This is a genomic window from Streptomyces sp. sk2.1 (genome assembly GCF_008120935.1).
GTDB lineage: Bacteria > Actinomycetota > Actinomycetes > Streptomycetales > Streptomycetaceae > Streptomyces.
This window is the reverse complement of the sequence record NZ_RDBO01000033.1, coordinates 61,483-78,646: the sequence shown is the minus strand read 5'-3', so window position 1 is coordinate 78,646 and position 17,164 is coordinate 61,483. Positions and strand designations below refer to the sequence as shown.

The 17,164-nt window shown below is 71.6% G+C and carries 15 protein-coding genes and 1 pseudogene; 12 read left to right on the top strand and 4 right to left on the bottom strand.

Annotation, left to right across the window (positions count from 1 at the left end):
* Positions 1–246: 246 nt before the first annotated feature.
* The 7 genes from EAO76_RS12495 to EAO76_RS12465 all read left to right on the top strand — a co-directional run bounded on the left by EAO76_RS12495 (position 247) and on the right by EAO76_RS12465 (position 5,550).
* The gene (locus EAO76_RS12495; RefSeq protein ID WP_148836001.1) at positions 247–1,368 is read left to right on the top strand and encodes a TcmI family type II polyketide cyclase; all 1,122 of its coding nucleotides are present in this window, start codon (positions 247–249) and stop codon (positions 1,366–1,368) included.
* Positions 1,369–1,442: 74 nt separating this feature from the next.
* A complete protein-coding gene (locus EAO76_RS12490; protein WP_148836000.1) occupies positions 1,443–1,877 on the top strand; it encodes a cupin domain-containing protein in 435 nt (144 codons plus the stop codon).
* On the top strand, positions 1,874–3,142 hold the full coding sequence (locus EAO76_RS12485) for a beta-ketoacyl synthase (RefSeq protein WP_148835999.1): 1,269 nt from the start codon (positions 1,874–1,876) through the stop codon (positions 3,140–3,142). The genes EAO76_RS12490 and EAO76_RS12485 overlap by 4 nt, the downstream gene beginning before the upstream one ends.
* On the top strand, positions 3,139–4,389 hold the full coding sequence (locus tag EAO76_RS12480; RefSeq protein ID WP_148835998.1) for a ketosynthase chain-length factor: 1,251 nt from the start codon (positions 3,139–3,141) through the stop codon (positions 4,387–4,389). The genes EAO76_RS12485 and EAO76_RS12480 overlap by 4 nt, the downstream gene beginning before the upstream one ends.
* A gap of 15 nt (positions 4,390–4,404) precedes the next feature.
* Complete coding sequence (locus EAO76_RS12475; RefSeq protein ID WP_148835997.1) at positions 4,405–4,662, top strand: acyl carrier protein; 258 nt, start codon at positions 4,405–4,407, stop codon at positions 4,660–4,662.
* A gap of 1 nt (position 4,663) precedes the next feature.
* Entirely contained in the window at positions 4,664–5,143 is a 480-nt protein-coding gene (locus tag EAO76_RS12470) for an SRPBCC family protein (RefSeq protein ID WP_148835996.1), read from the top strand.
* Between the two features lie 74 nt (positions 5,144–5,217).
* Entirely contained in the window at positions 5,218–5,550 is a 333-nt protein-coding gene (locus tag EAO76_RS12465; protein WP_148835995.1) for a TcmI family type II polyketide cyclase, read from the top strand.
* A 74-nt stretch (positions 5,551–5,624) separates the two neighbouring features.
* Here the strand turns inward: EAO76_RS12465 and EAO76_RS12460 are convergent.
* From EAO76_RS12460 to EAO76_RS12450, 3 genes and pseudogenes are all read right to left on the bottom strand, one after another.
* Positions 5,625–6,709, bottom strand: a pseudogene (locus EAO76_RS12460) (methyltransferase).
* A 34-nt stretch (positions 6,710–6,743) separates the two neighbouring features.
* Complete coding sequence (locus EAO76_RS12455) at positions 6,744–7,841, bottom strand: nitrous oxide reductase family maturation protein NosD (protein WP_148835993.1); 1,098 nt, start codon at positions 7,839–7,841, stop codon at positions 6,744–6,746.
* Between the two features lie 189 nt (positions 7,842–8,030).
* Complete coding sequence (locus EAO76_RS12450) at positions 8,031–9,659, bottom strand: acyl-CoA synthetase (protein ID WP_148835992.1); 1,629 nt, start codon at positions 9,657–9,659, stop codon at positions 8,031–8,033.
* Positions 9,660–9,861: 202 nt separating this feature from the next.
* Between EAO76_RS12450 and EAO76_RS12445 the strand changes: the two genes are divergently transcribed.
* The 5 genes from EAO76_RS12445 to EAO76_RS12425 all read left to right on the top strand — a co-directional run bounded on the left by EAO76_RS12445 (position 9,862) and on the right by EAO76_RS12425 (position 14,612).
* The gene (locus EAO76_RS12445) at positions 9,862–10,662 is read left to right on the top strand and encodes a crotonase/enoyl-CoA hydratase family protein (RefSeq protein ID WP_148835991.1); all 801 of its coding nucleotides are present in this window, start codon (positions 9,862–9,864) and stop codon (positions 10,660–10,662) included.
* A gap of 61 nt (positions 10,663–10,723) precedes the next feature.
* A complete protein-coding gene (locus EAO76_RS12440; protein WP_148835990.1) occupies positions 10,724–11,668 on the top strand; it encodes a Zn-ribbon domain-containing OB-fold protein in 945 nt (314 codons plus the stop codon).
* The gene (locus EAO76_RS12435; protein ID WP_148835989.1) at positions 11,669–12,724 is read left to right on the top strand and encodes a thiolase domain-containing protein; all 1,056 of its coding nucleotides are present in this window, start codon (positions 11,669–11,671) and stop codon (positions 12,722–12,724) included.
* Positions 12,714–13,880: a thiolase domain-containing protein gene (locus EAO76_RS12430; protein WP_148835988.1), complete on the top strand. Its 1,167-nt coding sequence runs from the start codon at positions 12,714–12,716 to the stop codon at positions 13,878–13,880. Before EAO76_RS12435 ends, EAO76_RS12430 begins: the two co-directional genes overlap by 11 nt.
* A 231-nt stretch (positions 13,881–14,111) precedes the next feature.
* Positions 14,112–14,612, top strand: coding sequence for a hypothetical protein (locus tag EAO76_RS12425; protein WP_148835987.1), 501 nt, complete (start codon positions 14,112–14,114; stop codon positions 14,610–14,612).
* Positions 14,613–14,876: 264 nt separating this feature from the next.
* Here the strand turns inward: EAO76_RS12425 and EAO76_RS12420 are convergent, their stop codons facing one another.
* Positions 14,877–17,099: a terpene synthase family protein gene (locus tag EAO76_RS12420; protein ID WP_148835986.1), complete on the bottom strand. Its 2,223-nt coding sequence runs from the start codon at positions 17,097–17,099 to the stop codon at positions 14,877–14,879.
* Between the last annotated feature and the right edge of the window lie 65 nt (positions 17,100–17,164).

Below are 17,164 nucleotides of genomic sequence, written 5' to 3'. Positions count from 1 at the left end.
ACGTTCGGATGCAATGTTCAATGCCCTGGCGAGAGCGGTTCGGACGCCCGCTCACCTGAACGGTTCATAAATCTCGCGCCACCCGGACCAGCGTTTAACGATCGGTCACGGAGACGACACCCGCGGTCCCCGGACGGACCGTCCGCACCCGACGGGAGAGTCACCGCTCCGGAACCCGCTCGCCAACCAACGGTCCGCGGCACGCCACCAGGCCGGCCCCGGAACCGTCCCGAAGGAGACCGAAAGATGACCACCACCCTCTCGGAGCGGATCTCCCAGTCCGCCTTCGACGGCTCCCGGCTGCGCGTCGTACTGCTGCTGGACCTGTACGACGGAGCCCAGCAGCAGTTCCTGGAGGCGTACGAGCACCTGCGCAACCAGGTGGCCTCCGTACCCGGGCACATCAGCGACCAGCTGTGCCAGTCCATCGAGAACCCCTCGCAGTGGCTGATCACCAGCGAGTGGGACAGCGCGCCGCCGTTCCTCGCCTGGGTGAACAGCGAGGAGCACGTCGCGACGGTGCAGCCGCTGCACAACTGCGTCCGCGACACCCGTTCGCTGCGCTTCAGCGTCCTGCGGGAGACCGGAAGGGCCTTCGAGCTGGCACCCGAGTCGGCCAAGGCGGGGCTCCAGTCCTCCCCGCGCCTGGGCGACGGAGTGGTGCGCCACGCGCTCACCTTCACCGTCAGGCCGGGCACCGAGGACGTCGTGGCGAAGATCCTGGCCGACTACGACTCCCCGAACGCGCGGGTCGACGAGGACACCAGGCTGCGCCGCACCTCGCTGTTCATGCACGGGAACCGGGTCGTGCGGGCCATCGAGGTCGAGGGCGACCTGCTCGCCGCCCTGCGCCACGTCTCCCGGCAGCCCGAGGTCCGGGCCGTCGAGGAGGCCATCAACCCGTACCTGGAGCAGCACCGGGACCTCACCGACCCGGACTCCGCCCGGATGTTCTTCACCCGGGCGGCGCTCCCGACCGTCCACCACGTGACCGCCGGCCGCCACAAGGCGGAGGACGTCCGCAGGCACGCCCTCTTCTACCAGGCCAAGGAGGGCTGCGGCATGGCACTGGCCCGGCTCCTCGCCGAGCACGACGAGGAGGCGGCCGACGACCCGGCGAGCATCATCGACAGCAGCACCATCTTCCAGCGCGACGACGTCGTCGTGCGCCTCCTCGAAGCGGTGGAACCGATCGACGCGCAGGCCGCCCAGGCGGTCGGCATCGACGGTCCCGGCAAGGTGGCCAGGCTCGGACGTCTCCTCGACGACCGCACGAACACCGTTCCCGCCGACGAACCGGGGATCTCGGACTTCCTCGCGCGGTCCGAGATGACTCTGATCACGGACCGGCGGGCCAAGGAGTCCTGACCGCGCATCCGCCCCCTGGGGGGTTCTCGCTCAACCCGTCGAAACAACGCGCAATGCGCCAGGAGGAAACAGTCATGACCATGCACCTGCCACGCATCGTGGACCTCAGCGAGACGCAGCCCAACCGCAGGCGAGGAGGCGACCTTCGCGCCATGCTCACGCCGACCGCGGTGGGAGCCACCAGCGGCTTCATGGGACTCGCCATCGTTCAGCCCGGCGACCGCATCGGCGAGCACTACCACCCGTACTCCGAGGAGTTCGTGTACGTCGTGGACGGTCTGCTGGAAGTGGACCTGGACGGCGAGCCGTACCGGATGAAGTCCGACCAGGGTCTGCTGATCCCGCCCCATGTACGCCACCGATTCCGCAACGTGGGCGATGTCGAGGCCCGCATGGTCTTCCACCTCGGTCCGCTCGCCCCGCGCCCGGAACTCGGCCACGTCGACACCGAGGAGACGGAATCCGCCGAGCGCGTCACCCCGCCGGAGCGAACCGAGGCGGCCTCGTGACCCGCCGCGTCGCGGTCACCGGCATCGGTGTCGTCGCCCCCGGCGGCATCGGCACGCCGGCCTTCTGGGACCTCCTCGCGAACGGGCGCACCGCGACCAGGGGCATCACGCTCTTCGACCCGACCGGCTTCCGTTCCCGCATCGCCGCCGAGTGCGACTTCGACCCGGCGGCGCACGGGCTGGACGCGGACACGATCACCCGCTCGGACCGCTACATCCAGTTCGCGATGGTGGCCGCCAGGGAGGCCCTCGACGACGCGGGCCTGGACCCGGAGAAGGTGGACCCCTGGCGCATGGGGGTGTCGCTGGGCACCGCGGTCGGCGGCACCACCCGGCTGGAGCACGACTACGTCGCCGTCAGCGCGAGCGGCGCCCGCTGGGACGTCGACCACCGCCCGGCGGGCCCGCACCTGGAGCGGGCCTTCTCGCCCAGCTCCCTCGCCTCGGCGGTGGCCGAACAGGTCGGCGCGCACGGCCCGGTGCAGACCGTCTCCACCGGCTGCACCTCGGGCCTCGACGCGATCGGCTACGCCTTCCACTCCATCGAGGAGGGCCGCGTCGACGTGTGCGTGGCCGGGGCGTCGGACTCACCGATCACCCCGATCACCGTGGCGTGCTTCGACGCGATCAAGGCCACGTCGGCGAACAACGACGACCCGGAGCACGCCTCCCGGCCGTTCGACGCCCGCCGCGACGGCTTCGTCATGGGCGAGGGCGGCGCCGTCCTCGTCCTGGAGGAGCTGGAGCACGCGCGGGCCCGCGGCGCCACCGTCTACTGCGAGATCTCGGGCTACGCCACCTTCGGCAACGCCTACCACATGACCGGTCTGACGCCCGAGGGACTGGAGATGGCCGAGGCGATCAACCGGGCACTGGCCCACGCCCGGATGGACGGCTCGCAGATCGACTACGTCAACGCGCACGGCTCGGGCACCAAGCAGAACGACCGGCACGAGACGGCGGCCGTGAAGCGGGCGCTCGGCGCGCACGCCCACGAGATCCCGATGAGCTCGATCAAGTCGATGGTCGGCCACTCGCTGGGGGCCATCGGGGCGATAGAGATCGCGGCCTGCGTGCTCGCCCTGGTCCACCAGACGGTGCCGCCGACCGCGAACTACGAGAACCCCGACCCCGAGTGCGACCTCGACTACGTGCCGCGCACCGCACGCCCCCTCAAGCTGCGCAGCGTGCTCTCGGTGGGCAGCGGGTTCGGCGGTTTCCAGTCCGCGGTGGCCCTGACCCGGACAGGTGGGAGGACACCATGAGGAACCGAAAAGCCCGGCGCACCGTCGTCACCGGCATCGGTGTCGTCGCCCCCAACGGCACCAACACCGAAGCCTTCTGGAAGCGGACGCACGAGGGAATGAGCGTCCTGGACCGGGTCACCCGCGAGGGGTGCGAGCACCTGCCGCTCAAGGTCGCGGGGGAGGTGCGCGGTTTTGAGCCGGCCGAACTGATCGAGGAGCGCTACCTCGTCCAGACCGACCGGTTCACGCACTTCGCGATGGCCGCCGCGGACATCGCGCTGGACGACGCCCGGCTGGGCCGCGCCGACTACGAGGACTCACCGTTCGACGTCGGCGTGGTCACCGCGGCCGGCTCCGGCGGCGGCGAGTTCGGCCAGCGCGAACTCCAGCGGCTGTGGGGACAGGGCTCCACCTACGTGGGCCCCTACCAGTCCATCGCCTGGTTCTACGCGGCCAGCACCGGCCAGATCTCGATCCGCGGCGGCTTCAAGGGCCCCTGCGCGGTCGTGGCCAGTGACGAGGCGGGCGGCCTGGACGCGCTGGCGCACGCCGCCCGTTCGATCCGCGGCGGCACCGAGGCGGTGGTGGTCGGCGCGGCCGAGGCCCCGCTGGCGCCCTACTCGGTCGTCTGCCAGCTCGGGTACGCGGACCTGAGCACCGTCGACGACCCGCTCCGCGCCTACCGGCCGTTCACCTCGGGCGCCTGCGGTTTCGTGCCCGCCGAGGGCGGGGCGATGCTGGTGGTCGAGGAGGAGCGGTCGGCCCGTCGGCGCGGCGCCAAGGTGCGGGCCGAAGTCGCCGGACACGCCGCCACGTTCACCGGGGCGGCCAGGTGGGAGGAGTCCCGGGAGGGCCTCGCCCAGGCGATCATCGGAGCGCTGCGGGAGGCCGACTGCGCCCCCGACGAGATCGACGTCGTCTTCGCGGACGCCCTCGGGGTGCCCGCCGCCGACCGGGCCGAGGCGCTCGCGATCGCGGACGCGCTCGGCGCGCACGGCACCCGGGTACCGGTGACGGCGCCCAAGACCGGCACCGGACGCGCGTACTGCGGCGCACCGGTGCTGGACGCGGCCGCCGCCGTGCTCTCCATGGAGAACGCGCTCATACCGCCGACCCCGAACGTCTTCGAGGTGTGCCACGACCTCGACGTGGTCACCGGCTGCGCCCGCCCCGCCGAACTGCGGACGGCGCTGGTGCTCAGCCGCGGGCTGATGGGCTCGAACGCGGCCATGGTGCTGCGGGGCTCCACCGACACCCAAACGTGAGAAGGAGAAATCCTCATGACCGACCGACTGACCTACACGGAACTCGCCGCCCTGATGAAGAAGGGCGCCGGTCTCACCGTCGACCCGCACGACATGGAGAAGCGCCCAGGCTCGGCCTTCGACGAGTTCGGCCTGGACTCGCTGGGCCTCCTCGGCATCGTGGGCGTGCTGGAGAACCGGCACGGCCGCGCACTGCCGGCCGACGCGGACCGCTGCAGGACCCCGCAGGAATTCCTCGCCCTCGTCAACAACAGCCTCATGACAGGAGCCTGACATGCCAGGACACACCGAGAACGAGATCACCATCGCCGCCCCCCTGGACCTGGTCTGGGACGTGACGAACGACCTGGAGAACTGGCCGCGGCTCTTCAGCGAGTACGCCGCGGTCGAGATCATCGAACGGGACGGGGACAGCACCACCTTCCGGCTGACGATGCACCCCGACGAGAACGACAAGGTGTGGAGCTGGGTCTCCGAGCGGACCGTGGACCGTGCCGGTCGTACGGTCCGCGCCCGTCGTGTCGAGCCCGGGCCGTTCCAGCACATGGACATCCGGTGGCAGTACTCGGAGGTCCCCGGCGGGACGAAGATGCACTGGACCCAGGACTTCGCGATGCGGCCCGACGCACCCGTCGACGACGCGTGGATGACCGACAACATCAACCGCAACTCCAAGATCCAGATGGAACTCATCCGGGACAAGATCGAGCAGCGCGACCGGGAGCGCCGTACGGCTCCGGCCGGCGCCCGCTGACCCGCCGTCCGTCCGAGGCCCGGCACCCGGCCGTCCGGCCGGGTGCCGGGCCGGGAACCAGAAAGGCATCCCCGATGCACCACGCCCTGATCGTCGCCCGGATGGCACCGGGGTCGGCGCCGGACATCGCCGAGTTGTTCGCCGCCTCCGACAGCACCGAACTGCCGCACCTCGTCGGCGTCACCAGGCGCAAGCTCTTCCAGTTCGGCGATGTGTACCTGCACCTGATCGAGTCGGAGCGCCCGCCGGGCCCCGAGATCGCGAAGGTGACCGGGCACCCGCAGTTCAAGGACATCAGCGAGAAGCTCACCGCCTACGTCAGCGCCTACGACCCGCAGACCTGGCGCAGCCCCAAGGACGCCATGGCCCACGAGTTCTACCGGTGGGAACGCGACACCACCGGCTGAGACGGACGAACGCCCCGGGTCCGGCCGAGAGGCCGGACCCGGGGCGTTTCCATGCCGTGCCGGGAAGGGGACGGTCAGTCGGGGACCACGCACTCGAACGCGTGCAGATAGGCGTTGACCGGGACGACGTCGCCGATCAGCAGCCCGGCGTCCGAGATCCGGGTGACCAGGCTCTCCCGGGTGTGCTTCGCGCCGCCGACGTTGAGGAGCAGCAGCAGGTCCATCGCGGTGGTGAAACGCATCGAGGGGGTGTCGTCGACGAGGTTCTCGATGACGACGACCCTGGCCCCCGGGCGGGCCGCGACGACGATGTTGCGCAGGGTCCTGCGGGTGCTGTCGTCGTCCCACTCCAGGATGTTCTTGATGATGTAGAGGTCGGCCCCGACGGGGATGGCCTCGCGGCAGTCCCCGGCCACGATCCGGGTCCGGTCGACCAGCGCGCCCTCGTCCCGCAGCCGGGCGTCGGCCCGCGCCACCACGCCCGGCAGGTCCATCAGGGTGCCGTGGAGGGAGGGGTGCTTCTCCAACAGGCTCGCCAGCACGTGCCCCTGGCCGCCGCCGATGTCGGCGACCGAGGACACCCCGGTGAGGTCGAGGAGTTCGGCGACGTCCAGTGCGGACTGCACGCTGGAGGTGGTCATCGCCCGGTTGAAGATCTGCGCGGACTCGTGGGCGTCCTGGTGCAGGTAGTCGAAGAACCCCTTGCCGTGCACGTCCTGGAAGACGCTCCTGCCGGTGCGCACCGCGTCGTCGAGGCGCGGCCACACGTCCCAGGTCCAGGGCTCGGTGCACCACAGCGAGATGTCGCGCAGGCTGTGGGGGTCGTCCTCGCGCAGCAGGCGGGACATCTCGGTGTGGGCGAACCGCCCGTCCGCGGTCTCGGTGAAGATCCCGTAGCAGGACAGGGCGCGCAGCAGCCGCCGCAGCGGCACGGCCTCGGTCCCCACCAGCTCCGCGAGTTCCTGCGCGGTGGCGGGCGTCTCGTCCAGCGCGTCGGCGACGCGCAGCCGGGCGGCGGCGCGCACGGCGGCGGCCCTGGCGGCGCCGAAGACGAGTTCGCGCAGCTGCATGGCCGGCTGCGGGGGAGCGACGGGGTGGGGGAGCGCGGCGTGGACGCGTGGACGGAGGCGGGGGTGGGGGTGGGACTGACAGTGGTCATACTGTTTCGCTTCTCCTCGTGCGGGGTGCGTCGGTCAGCACATCCCGGCAGGTGTGGACTTCGCGCAGACGTTGTCGATGAAGGTGTTGTTCTTTCCGGCGGTGTCCCCGTTGGCGAGGTCGGCCGGCTTGTTGTCGAGCACGACGTTGCCGCTGATGGTGTGGCCGGTGTTCTTCGTTCCCACGAAGCTCTTGAACAGCACGATGCCGCCGGACATGGGCGTTTCGCCCGTGTTGTCGCGGATCGTGTTCGAGCGCACCCGGGTGTCCGCGGCGCCGGTGAGCACGATGCCGGAGCCCTGGAGGGCCGACAGCCGTTCGGTCGCGGGACAGGACTTGTTGTTGCCGGTGATCCGGTTGGACTCGATCGTCATGGCTCCGGCCTGCGGCTTTCCTTCGTCGCCCACGACGAACACACCGGTGCAGTTGCCGGTGGCGGTGTTGTCGCGGACCGTCAGGTTCCTTACCCGCCGGGCGGTGAAGCCGATCCGGTTGTCCGCCAGTGTGTTGTGCCGGAGCTCGGTGCCCCGGGTGTCGGTGGCGCCGCCCTCCTCGTCGACGGTGTTCGCGACGAAGATGCCCGCGTCACCGTTGGCACGGGCGGTGTTGCGCGCGAACACACCGCGGGTGGAGCGTTCCTGGGCGATGCCCCAGACACCGTTGTGCTCGGAGGTCACGCCCCGGACGGTCAGCCGGTCGGTCCAGGAGGCCCAGACGCCGTTCTTCTTGAAACCGGAGACGGTCAGTCCGTCGATGCTCACCCCCTCCACGGTCCGGTCCTTGCTGCCCAGTACGCAGATGCCGTTTCCGGCCCGCGCACAGGCGTCGGAGGCCCGCGTGCCCGCTTCCGCCGGCCGGATCACGGTCCGGCTGCCGGAACCGCGCAGGGTCAGGCCGGGCGTGGTGACCAGGACGCTCTCACGGTACGTGCCGGGCAGGACGACGACGGTGTCGCCCGACCGGGCGGCGTCCACCGCCTTCTGGATCGACTCGCCGGGGTGGACCACGTGCGCGCTCTCGGGGGAGGCGGACGGAGTGGCCGACCCGAGCCCCGCGGCCGAGACGGCCGCCCCGAGTCCCGCGGCGGAGAGGACCACGACCGGCACAAGGATCTTGATGTTTCGTTTCCTCATGAGCCGAAGCTATGGGCGATCCCGCCCTGTTGCCACATAGGGTGAGCGGATGGGTGCGGGGGGTGCCCGAATGGGTTACGCGGGTTCCGCCGCACGGTCCCGGGGCGGGCCCGCCGTGGTATATCCGGGCGACCCTGTTGCTGTTGCTGTTGCTGTTGCTGTTGCTGCCGGTGCCGGAGGGCCGGGGGCTCAGTCGCCGGGCTCGCGCGGGGGCGCGACGACCGAGCGGGCCCACCGGTAGTCGGCCTTGCCGCTCGGCGAGCGCCGGATCCGCCCGGTGATCACCAGCCGGCGCGGGATCTTGTAGCCCGCCAGCCGCGTCCTGCAGTGCGCCTGGATGTCGTCGAGCGAGGGCTCGGGCGCCCCTTCGCGCAGCTGCACCACCGCCGCGACGCGATTGCCCCAGCGGGCGTCGGGCGCCCCGGCGACCAGCGCGTCGTACACGTCCGGATGGGCCTTGAGCGCCTGCTCGACCTCCTCGGGGTACACCTTCTCGCCCCCGGTGTTGATGCACTGCGAGCCCCGGCCGAGGACCGTGACGATGCCGTCCGCGTCGACCGTCGCCATGTCGCCGAGCAGCACCCACCGCTCCTCGCCCCGGCGGAAGAACGTCTGCGCGGTCTTGGCCGGGTCGTTGTAGTAGCCGAGGGGCACGTGCCCGCGCTGGGCGATCCGGCCCGGCTCGCCCGGGGCCACCGGCTCGTGGGTGGCCGGATCGACCACCTCCGTACGGGAGTTGACCCGGAGCCGGAAGCCGTTCTCCGGGCCCGAGTCGTCCGTGGCCGTACCGTTGAACCCGGACTCCGAGGAGCCGAAGTTGTTCAGTAACATCACCGTCGGCACGAGCGCCTGGAACTCCGCGCGCACCGAGTCCGACATGATCGCCCCCGAACTGGAGACGGAGAACATCGACGAGCAGTCGGTGCCCTTCAGCGGGCCCTTCAACGCGTCGATCAGCGGCCGCAGCATCGCGTCGCCCACCAGCGACATGCTGGTGACCCTCTCCTTCTCGACGGTGCGCAGCACCGCCTCCGGGTCGAACCTGCGGTGGAGCACGACCCGCTGCCCGAAGTTGAAGCCGATGAACGCGGTGAGGGTCGAGGTGCCGTGCATCAGCGGGGGAGTGGGGAAGAAGGTGATCCCGTCCCCGCCCGCGGCCACCCGCTCGGCCAGCTCCTGCGGGGTCCGCACCGGCTCGCCGGTCGGCGCGCCCCCGCCGAGCCCGGAGAAGAACAGGTCCTCCTGGCGCCACATCACCCCCTTGGGCATCCCGGTGGTGCCGCCGGTGTAGATGATGAACTGGTCGTCGGCCGAGCGCGGTGCGAAACCGCGCTCCGGGCTCCCGTCCGCCTCCGCCTTCGTGAACGCGACCGCCTCCGGGCCCCGGACGCCCGCCGCCGGGGTCCCCACCCGGACGAGGTGGCGCAGCAGCGGGGCCTTCGGCGCGGCCGCCGCGACCCGCTCGTCGAACTCGGCGTCGAAGACCAGGGCGGCCAGATCGGCGTCCCGGTAGAGGTAGGTCAACTCCTCTTCCACGTAGCGGTAGTTCACATTGACGGGCACGATCCGCGCCTTGAGGCAGGCCAGCACGGTCTGCAGGTACTCCACCCCGTTGTACAGGTGCAGCCCCAGGTGCTCACCGGGGGTGATGCCCGCGTCGATCAGGTGGTGGGCGAGGCGGTTGGCGGCCGCGTCCAGCTCCGCGTACGTGAGCCGGCGCTCCGCACCGGTGCCGGGGTGGTCGAGGTAGACGAGCGCCTCGCGTTCCGGGACCGCGTCGACGACCGATTCGAACAGGTCGGCAAGGTTGTACTCCACCGTTCCTCCTGACCCCGGAAGCTGACTGGCTCGGCGGTCATTAGAGCGCCGGGAGCCACAAGTGGGAAGGGGCCCGGACGAATAAAACTGACTGACTGTCAGAAAACTATTGAACTGGGCCCCCGCCTACTGCAACCTGTTCCAGTGCCGCGACCGGCAGCACCGACCCGGCGGCCCCGGGTCCCGAGACGGGAGGCAGGCAATGGGTGGTACGGAACACCTCACCGTGCGCCGCGAGGGCGCCACACTGGTGCTCACCCTGAACAGGCCGGAGGCGAAGAACGCCCTCTCGCTGCCGATGCTGGTCGGGCTGTACGACGGCTGGCTGGCGGCCGACGAGGACGACACGGTCCGCTCGGTCGTCCTCACCGGGGCGGGCGGCTGCTTCTGCGCCGGCATGGACCTCAAGGCCCTGGCCGGAAAGGGCATGGAGGGGGAGCAGTACCGGCACCGGATGGCCGCCGACCCCGACCTGCACTGGAAGGCGATGCTGCGCCACCACCGTCCCCGCAAACCGGTCGTCGCCGCGGTCGAGGGCCACTGCGTGGCGGGCGGGACCGAGATCCTCCAGGGCACCGACATCCGGATCGCCGGGGCGGGCGCCACCTTCGGCCTCTTCGAGGTCCGGCGCGGCCTCTTCCCCATCGGCGGGTCCACGGTGCGGCTGCCCCGCCAGATCCCCCGCACCCACGCCCTCGAAATGCTCCTCACCGGCCGCCCTTACAGCGCCGCCGAGGCCGCCGCCATCGGGCTGATCGGCCGGGTCGTCCCCGACGGCACCGCACTGGACGAGGCCCTGGCCGTCGCCGAGCGGATCAACGCCTGCGGACCGCTCGCCGTCGAGGCCGTCAAGGCGTCCGTGTACGAGAGTGCCGAACTGACCGAGACCGAGGGCCTCGCCGCCGAATTGGAGCGCGGCCAACCGATCTTCGCCACCGCCGACGCCCGCGAGGGCGCCCGCGCCTTCGCCGAGAAGCGCCCGCCCGTCTACCGCCGCGCCTGAGAACCCGCCGGGTGGCCTCCGACCGGGCGCACCCGACGGGCCCCGAGCCCAGGAGGCAACCGTGCCCGACATCCTCAGCGCACCACTCGTGGTCGAATTCCCCTTCACCCGCTCCCTGGGCCCGGTCCAGAGCGCCTTCCTCACCGGACTGCGCGAACGCACCGTGCTCGGCGTCCGCACCGACGGAGGAAGGATCCTGGTCCCGCCCGTCGAGTACGACCCCGTCACCGCGAAGGAGATCCGGGAACTCGTCGAGGTCGCTCCCACCGGCACCGTCACCACCTGGGCCTGGAACCCCGCGCCGCGCCGCGGCCAGCCCCTCGACACCCCCTTCGCCTGGGCCCTCGTCCGGCTCGACGGGGCCGACACCGCCCTCCTGCACGCCCTGGCCGCACCCGGCCCGCACGCCGTGCGCACCGGCATGCGGGTCCGGATCCGCTGGGCCGCCGAACGGACCGGCGCGATCACGGACATCGCCTGCTTCGAACCGTACGAGGGCGACGCCGGCGGACCGCCCGCCCCGCACGACGGCGCGTTCCCCGACCCCGTCACCGGCATCGTCACCCCCGCCCGGCTCGACTACCGGTACACCCCCGGCCGGGCCCAGAGCGCCTACATCGAGGCCCTGTCCGAGCGGCGCATCGTCGGCGAACGCTGCCCGTCCTGCGCCAAGGTGTACGTGCCGCCGCGCGGCGCCTGCCCCACCTGCGGCGTCGCCACCGCGGAACGGGTCGAGGTCGGCCCGCGCGGCACCGTGACCACGTACTGCGTCGTCAACATCAAGGCGAAGAACCTCGACATCGAGGTCCCCTACGTCTACGCGCACATCGCACTCGACGGCGCCGACCTCGCCCTGCACGCCCGGATCGGCGGCATCCCGTACGACGAGGTGCGCATGGGGCTGCGCGTCGAACCCGTCTGGACCGAGGGCACCCGCCATCCCGACCACTACCGGCCCACCGGCGAGCCGGACGCCGACTACGACGCGTACAAGGAGCTGCTCTAGATGCGAGACGTGGCGATCGTCGCCTTCGCGCAGACGGACCATCTGCGGCGCACCGACGAACTCTCCGAGGTCGAGATGCTGATGCCGGTGCTCCACCGGGTCCTCGACGCGACCGGCCTGCGGGCGGGCGACATCGGCTTCACCTGCTCCGGCTCCAGCGACTACCTGGCCGGCCGCGCCTTCTCCTTCACCATGGCGCTCGACGGCGTCGGCGCCCACCCGCCGATCTCCGAGTCCCACGTGGAGATGGACGGCGCCTGGGCCCTGTACGAGGCATGGGTGAAGATCCGGACGGGCCAGGCCGACACCGCGCTCGTCTACTCCTACGGCAAGTCCTCGCCCGGGGAGCTCCGCGACGTCCTCACCCGCCAGCTCGACCCGTACTACGTCGGCCCGCTCTGGCCGGACTCCGTCGCCCTCGCCGCGCTCCAGGCCCAGGCGCTGATCGACGCGGGCGACACGGACGAGGCGGCCCTCGCCGCGATCGCCGCCCGCAACCGCGCCGCCGCCGCGGACAACCCGCACGCCCAGCTCGCCGGCCGGGTCCCGGCCGGGGACTACGTCGTGCGACCGCTGCGCACCGGCGACTGCGCACCGATCGGCGACGGGGCGGCCGCCGTGATCCTCGCCGCCGGGGACACCGCCCGGCGCCTGTGCCCCCGCCCCGCCTGGATCCGCGGCATCGACCACCGCATCGAGGCACACGGCCTCGGCGTCCGCGAACTGACCGGATCACCGTCCACCCGGCTCGCCGCGACCCGGGCCGGATTCTTCGAACGCCCCGTGGACACAGCCGAGTTGCACGCCCCGTTCACCTCCCAGGAGGTGGTGCTGCGCAAGGCGCTCGAACTCGCCGACGACGTCGCCGTCAACCCGTCCGGCGGCGCGCTCGCCGCCAACCCGGTCATGGCCGCCGGACTGATCCGGCTCGGCGAGGCTGCCGCCCGCATCCACCGGGGCGAGTCCGACCGGGCACTGGCCCACGCCACCTCCGGGCCCTGCCTGCAACAGAACCTGGTCGCCGTCCTCGAAGGGGAGAGCGCTCATGTCCGCTGAGCCCGTGGCCGTCGTAGGCATCGGTCAGACCGCACACGTCTCCGCCCGCCGGGACGTCTCCATCGCCGGGCTGGTCCGCGAGGCCGCCGTCCGCGCGCTGGACGACGCCGGCCTGACCTGGGCGGACATCGACGCCGTCGTCATCGGCAAGGCCCCCGACTTCTTCGAGGGCCTGATGATGCCGGAGCTCTACCTCGCCGACGCCCTCGGCGCCGTCGGCAAACCCATGCTCCGGGTGCACACCGCGGGCTCCGTCGGCGGTTCCACCGCACTCGTCGCCGCCAACCTGGTCTCCGCGCGGGTGCACCGCACCGTCCTGACGCTCGCCTTCGAGAAGCAGTCCGAGTCCAACGCCATGTGGGGCCTCTCGCTGCCGATCCCGTTCCAGCAGCCGCTGCTGGCCGGCGCGGGCGGCTTCTTCGCCCCGCACGTGCGGGCCTACATGCGGCGCACCGGTGCCCCCGACGAGATCGGCTCCCTCGTCGCGTACAAGGACCGGCGCAACGCGCTCAGGAACCCGTACGCCCACGTCCGCGACCCCGACATCACCCTGGAGAAGATACGGGCCGCGCCGATGCTCTGGGACCCGATCCGCTACTCGGAGACCTGCCCGTCCTCCGACGGGGCCTGTGCGATGGTCCTCACCGACCGGGCCGGGGCGGACCGCTCGCCGCACCCGCCCGCGTGGGTGCACGGAGGTGCGATGCGCAGCGAGCCGACGCTCTTCGCCGGCAAGGACTTCGTGTCCCCCAGGGCTGGCCGGGACTGCGCGGCCGACGTGTACCGGCAGGCGGGGATCAGCGACCCGCGGCGGGAGATCGACGCCGCCGAGCTGTACGTGCCGTTCTCCTGGTACGAGCCGATGTGGCTGGAGAACCTCGGCTTCGCCGAGGAGGGCGAGGGCTGGAAGCTCACCGAGTCCGGCGTCACCGAGATCGACGGCGGCCTGCCCGTGAACCCCTCGGGCGGCGTGCTCTCCACCAACCCCATCGGGGCCTCCGGCATGATCCGCTTCGCCGAGGCCGCCCTCCAGGTACGGGGCCGGGCGGGCGAGCACCAGGTGGCGGGGGCCCGGAAGGCGCTCGGTCACGCGTACGGCGGCGGGGCGCAGTTCTTCGCCATGTGGCTGGTCGGATCAGAACCCCCCACCGGCTGACCCCGGCCCCCTTCGCGGAAGGGGGCCGTCCCGGCGGTCCCGGCCGCGACCGCGCCGCGCGCCGGATCACCCTCCGTGTCCCCCGGACACCGGATGTGACCGGCCCCGGCGCCGCCGCCCCGGCCGGGACCGGCCGAGGGGCCCGCCGGGGTCCGGCCGGCGGGCCCCTCGGCGCCCCGGCCTGCGCGGACCCGACTCTGCAACGTGAGCCCGGACACGTACCATGTCTGCATGTCCTTCCTCCGCCGCCGTAGCGCCGCCACACCCGCGGGCCCCGACTTCGACGTCCTGGCCATGGACCCGGGGGACTGGCCCGGAAATCTCGGCGCCGGCCTGCTGCCCGCCCCCGACGGGAGCTGCCAGGGCGTCTTCCTGCGCTACGACCTGTTCGGCGGCCGCGGCCCCGCGATGATCATCGGTAACCTCCCGGAGGGATCGCCCGCCCGCGAGACCGAGGAGGGCCAGGTCCCGTTCGAGGTCGCCCAGCTGCTGCTCGCGTTGGAGAACGACGAGCCGGTCGAGGTCACCGGCACCGAGGACGTGCCCGTCATGCAGGGCGACAACCTGCTGATCGTCCGCCGGATCAAGCTCTCCGAAAGCCGCATCTCCTGCGTCCAGTTCGACCGCAGCGACGGTGTGCTCGTCACCATCGCCAGCTGGGACCGGCCGATCACCGACGACCTGTACACCCTCCTGAAGCCGCTGCCCGCCGAGCTGTTCCAGCAGGGCTGAAACGTCTCGCCGGTGGCCGCCCGCGTCCTGCGGGCGGCCACACGCATGCCGGGCCCAGGGCCTTTCGTTTGGATCATGCCGGGCTCGCGTGCCCCGGTACTTCCCCGAGCTCTCGGCTGTGCTCGAGCAGGGGAGACCCCATCGCTCGCCGCGTTGTCGTCACTCGCCAGGGCTCCGCCATTGTCTCCCTCCTCCGCCTTGCGATCGCACGTACCGGACCCCGCTCACTGATCCGGCCTGATCCAAACGAAAGGCCCCAGCCCGTTACCCGCCGCTCGCCGCGGTCCGCGCGAACAGTGAGGTCACCCGCGCCGCCGAGACGCCGATCCCCGTGGGACCGCCGATGTGCCACGGGGTGCCGTTGCCCCGCCGGAGGTCCTGCTCGCGGTAGCGCCGGCAGCCGCGGTGCCAGATCAGGATGCCCGCGAGCCACTGCTCGAGCTCCCGCACGTACCCGGCCAGGACCTCCCGGGCCTCCGTGCCCAGCCCGAAGTCGTCGCACAGCACCGGGAGTTCCCGCTCGGCGATGTGCAGGAACTGCCGCAGTCGCGACTCCATCAGGTCGTGCACGATCGCCACCCCGGTCGGGTAGTCCACCCCGAAGAAGTTCTGCACGACCAGGACGCCGTTGTGCACCTCGCCCTCGTACTCGATCTCCTTCTGGTACGAGAACAGGTCGTTGAGCAGACACGCGTAGTCCGCCGCCGCGTTCTCCAGGGAGCGCATCGGCCCGCTGCGGTAGATCTCCGGCGGAACCTTCCTGCCGTGCCCCAGCCTGCACAGACTCATCGTGAGGTCGGACCCGAAGGTCATGCGCCGCATCTCGATGTAGTCCACCGGATCGGGGATACGGTTCTGCGCCTGGTTCGCGAGCTCCCACAGCCAGCTCGCGGTCATGTCCTCGACCGACTTGCGGAACGCCCGCCGCCCGCCCGCGTCCATCGGGGCCGAGGTCCTCGCCCAGAGGTCGGCGAGCCCCCGCTCCAGCGCGTTGACCGGTTCGGGCGCCGCGGCCCCGTCCAGCGGCATGAACGCCGACAGCCGCTCGTTGGCGAGCGCGGCCCCCGCCAGGTCACGGGGCCGCCCGTGCACCACCGGGAACCAGTCGTCCCCGTACGTCCCCCAGGTCAGCCACTGCGACGCCAGATCGAGCTCCTCCGGCGTCGCGTCCGGGAACAGTCCCGCCGCGCACAGCGGCAGGTCGATCGCGACGAGTTGCCGCTCGTCCCAGATGTGCGAACCGGGCACCCCCGGCTGTGCCTTCAACAGACCCATGCGGTCCGCCCAGTCGACGACCCGCAGTCGCGCCCCGCCCAGATGGGGGCTGAGCGTCGTGCCGAAGGGCAGCTCGAAGTCGGGCAGCAGGGACGGGCCGACCCGCCGGTGGGGCACATGGGTGTGGCTGCGCAGCCGGGCCGACTCCGAGCGGGCGGTGAACCGGAGCGAGGCCGCGGCCATGCCGAAGCCGGTCGAGCCCGCCTCGACCGCCCCGACCGCCCCGTCGTTCATGTAGCGGCTGGAGCGCAGGTGCCACTCGTGACCGCCGGACTGCCAGTCCTGCAGGCCCTTGACGTACGCGAGGACCGACGCGGTCCGCGCGGGATCGAGGCCCTTTCGCGCGCAGAGCGGGCCGAGTTCGGTGAGGACGGTGTTCTCGAACTGCTGCAGCCGGGAGGTCAGCAGATCGTTCACCGCCTCGGCGGCCTCCTGCGTGGAACAGCCGAGGAAGCGTTCGAGGACCAGCACGCCATTGCTGTTCTCGCCCTCCTCCTCCACCTCCCGTTGGTACGAGAAGAGATCGTTGCGCAGGTGCACGGCGTCGGAGAAGGCGTCCCGCAGCACCCGCAGTGCCCGCTCCCCGGCCACCTGCTCGGGCACCTCCGCGCCGGCCGCGTACTCCACGAGCCCCGCCGACCACGGCGCACCACCCACCTTGCGGCGCATCTCGATGTACTCGACGGGGTTCGCGATGCGCCCCTCGTCGATGTTGGCGAGCTCCCACAACGACTCGTTGAGCAGGTTCTCCGTCGCCTCGGCGAACCTGGCCCGCCAGGCGTCCGACATGCCCGGCACCGTCCGTGCCCACAGGTCGGCCAGCCCCGCCTCGACCGGGTTCACGGGCTCCGGCACCGGGGCTCCGCGGTCCATCGGCATGAACGCGGGCAGCCGGTCCAGATACCGCTTGCCGCCCTCCCGGTCCAGGGTGCGCTTGAACAGCTCCAGGAAGTGGTCGTCGAAGAAGAAGACCCACACGTACCAGTCGGTGACCAGCGAGAGGGCCTCGGCCGAGCAGTCGGGATGGGTGTACGCGCACAGCAGTGCGTAGTCGTGGGAGTCGAGGTCCTTCTCGTCCCAGATGCCCGAACCCTCCACCATCCCCATGCCGCGGGCCCACTCCTTGGTGTGCGCCCGGGCCTCCTCGACATGGGCGTTGAGCCGCGCCGGATGCGGGACATAGAAATCCGGCAGAGTGAAGGGCTGAGGCATCTACGTTCGGCCTTTCCTGGGACGCCGCACGGCTGTCGCGCGGCCTCGATCGTTTCCGCGCGAGC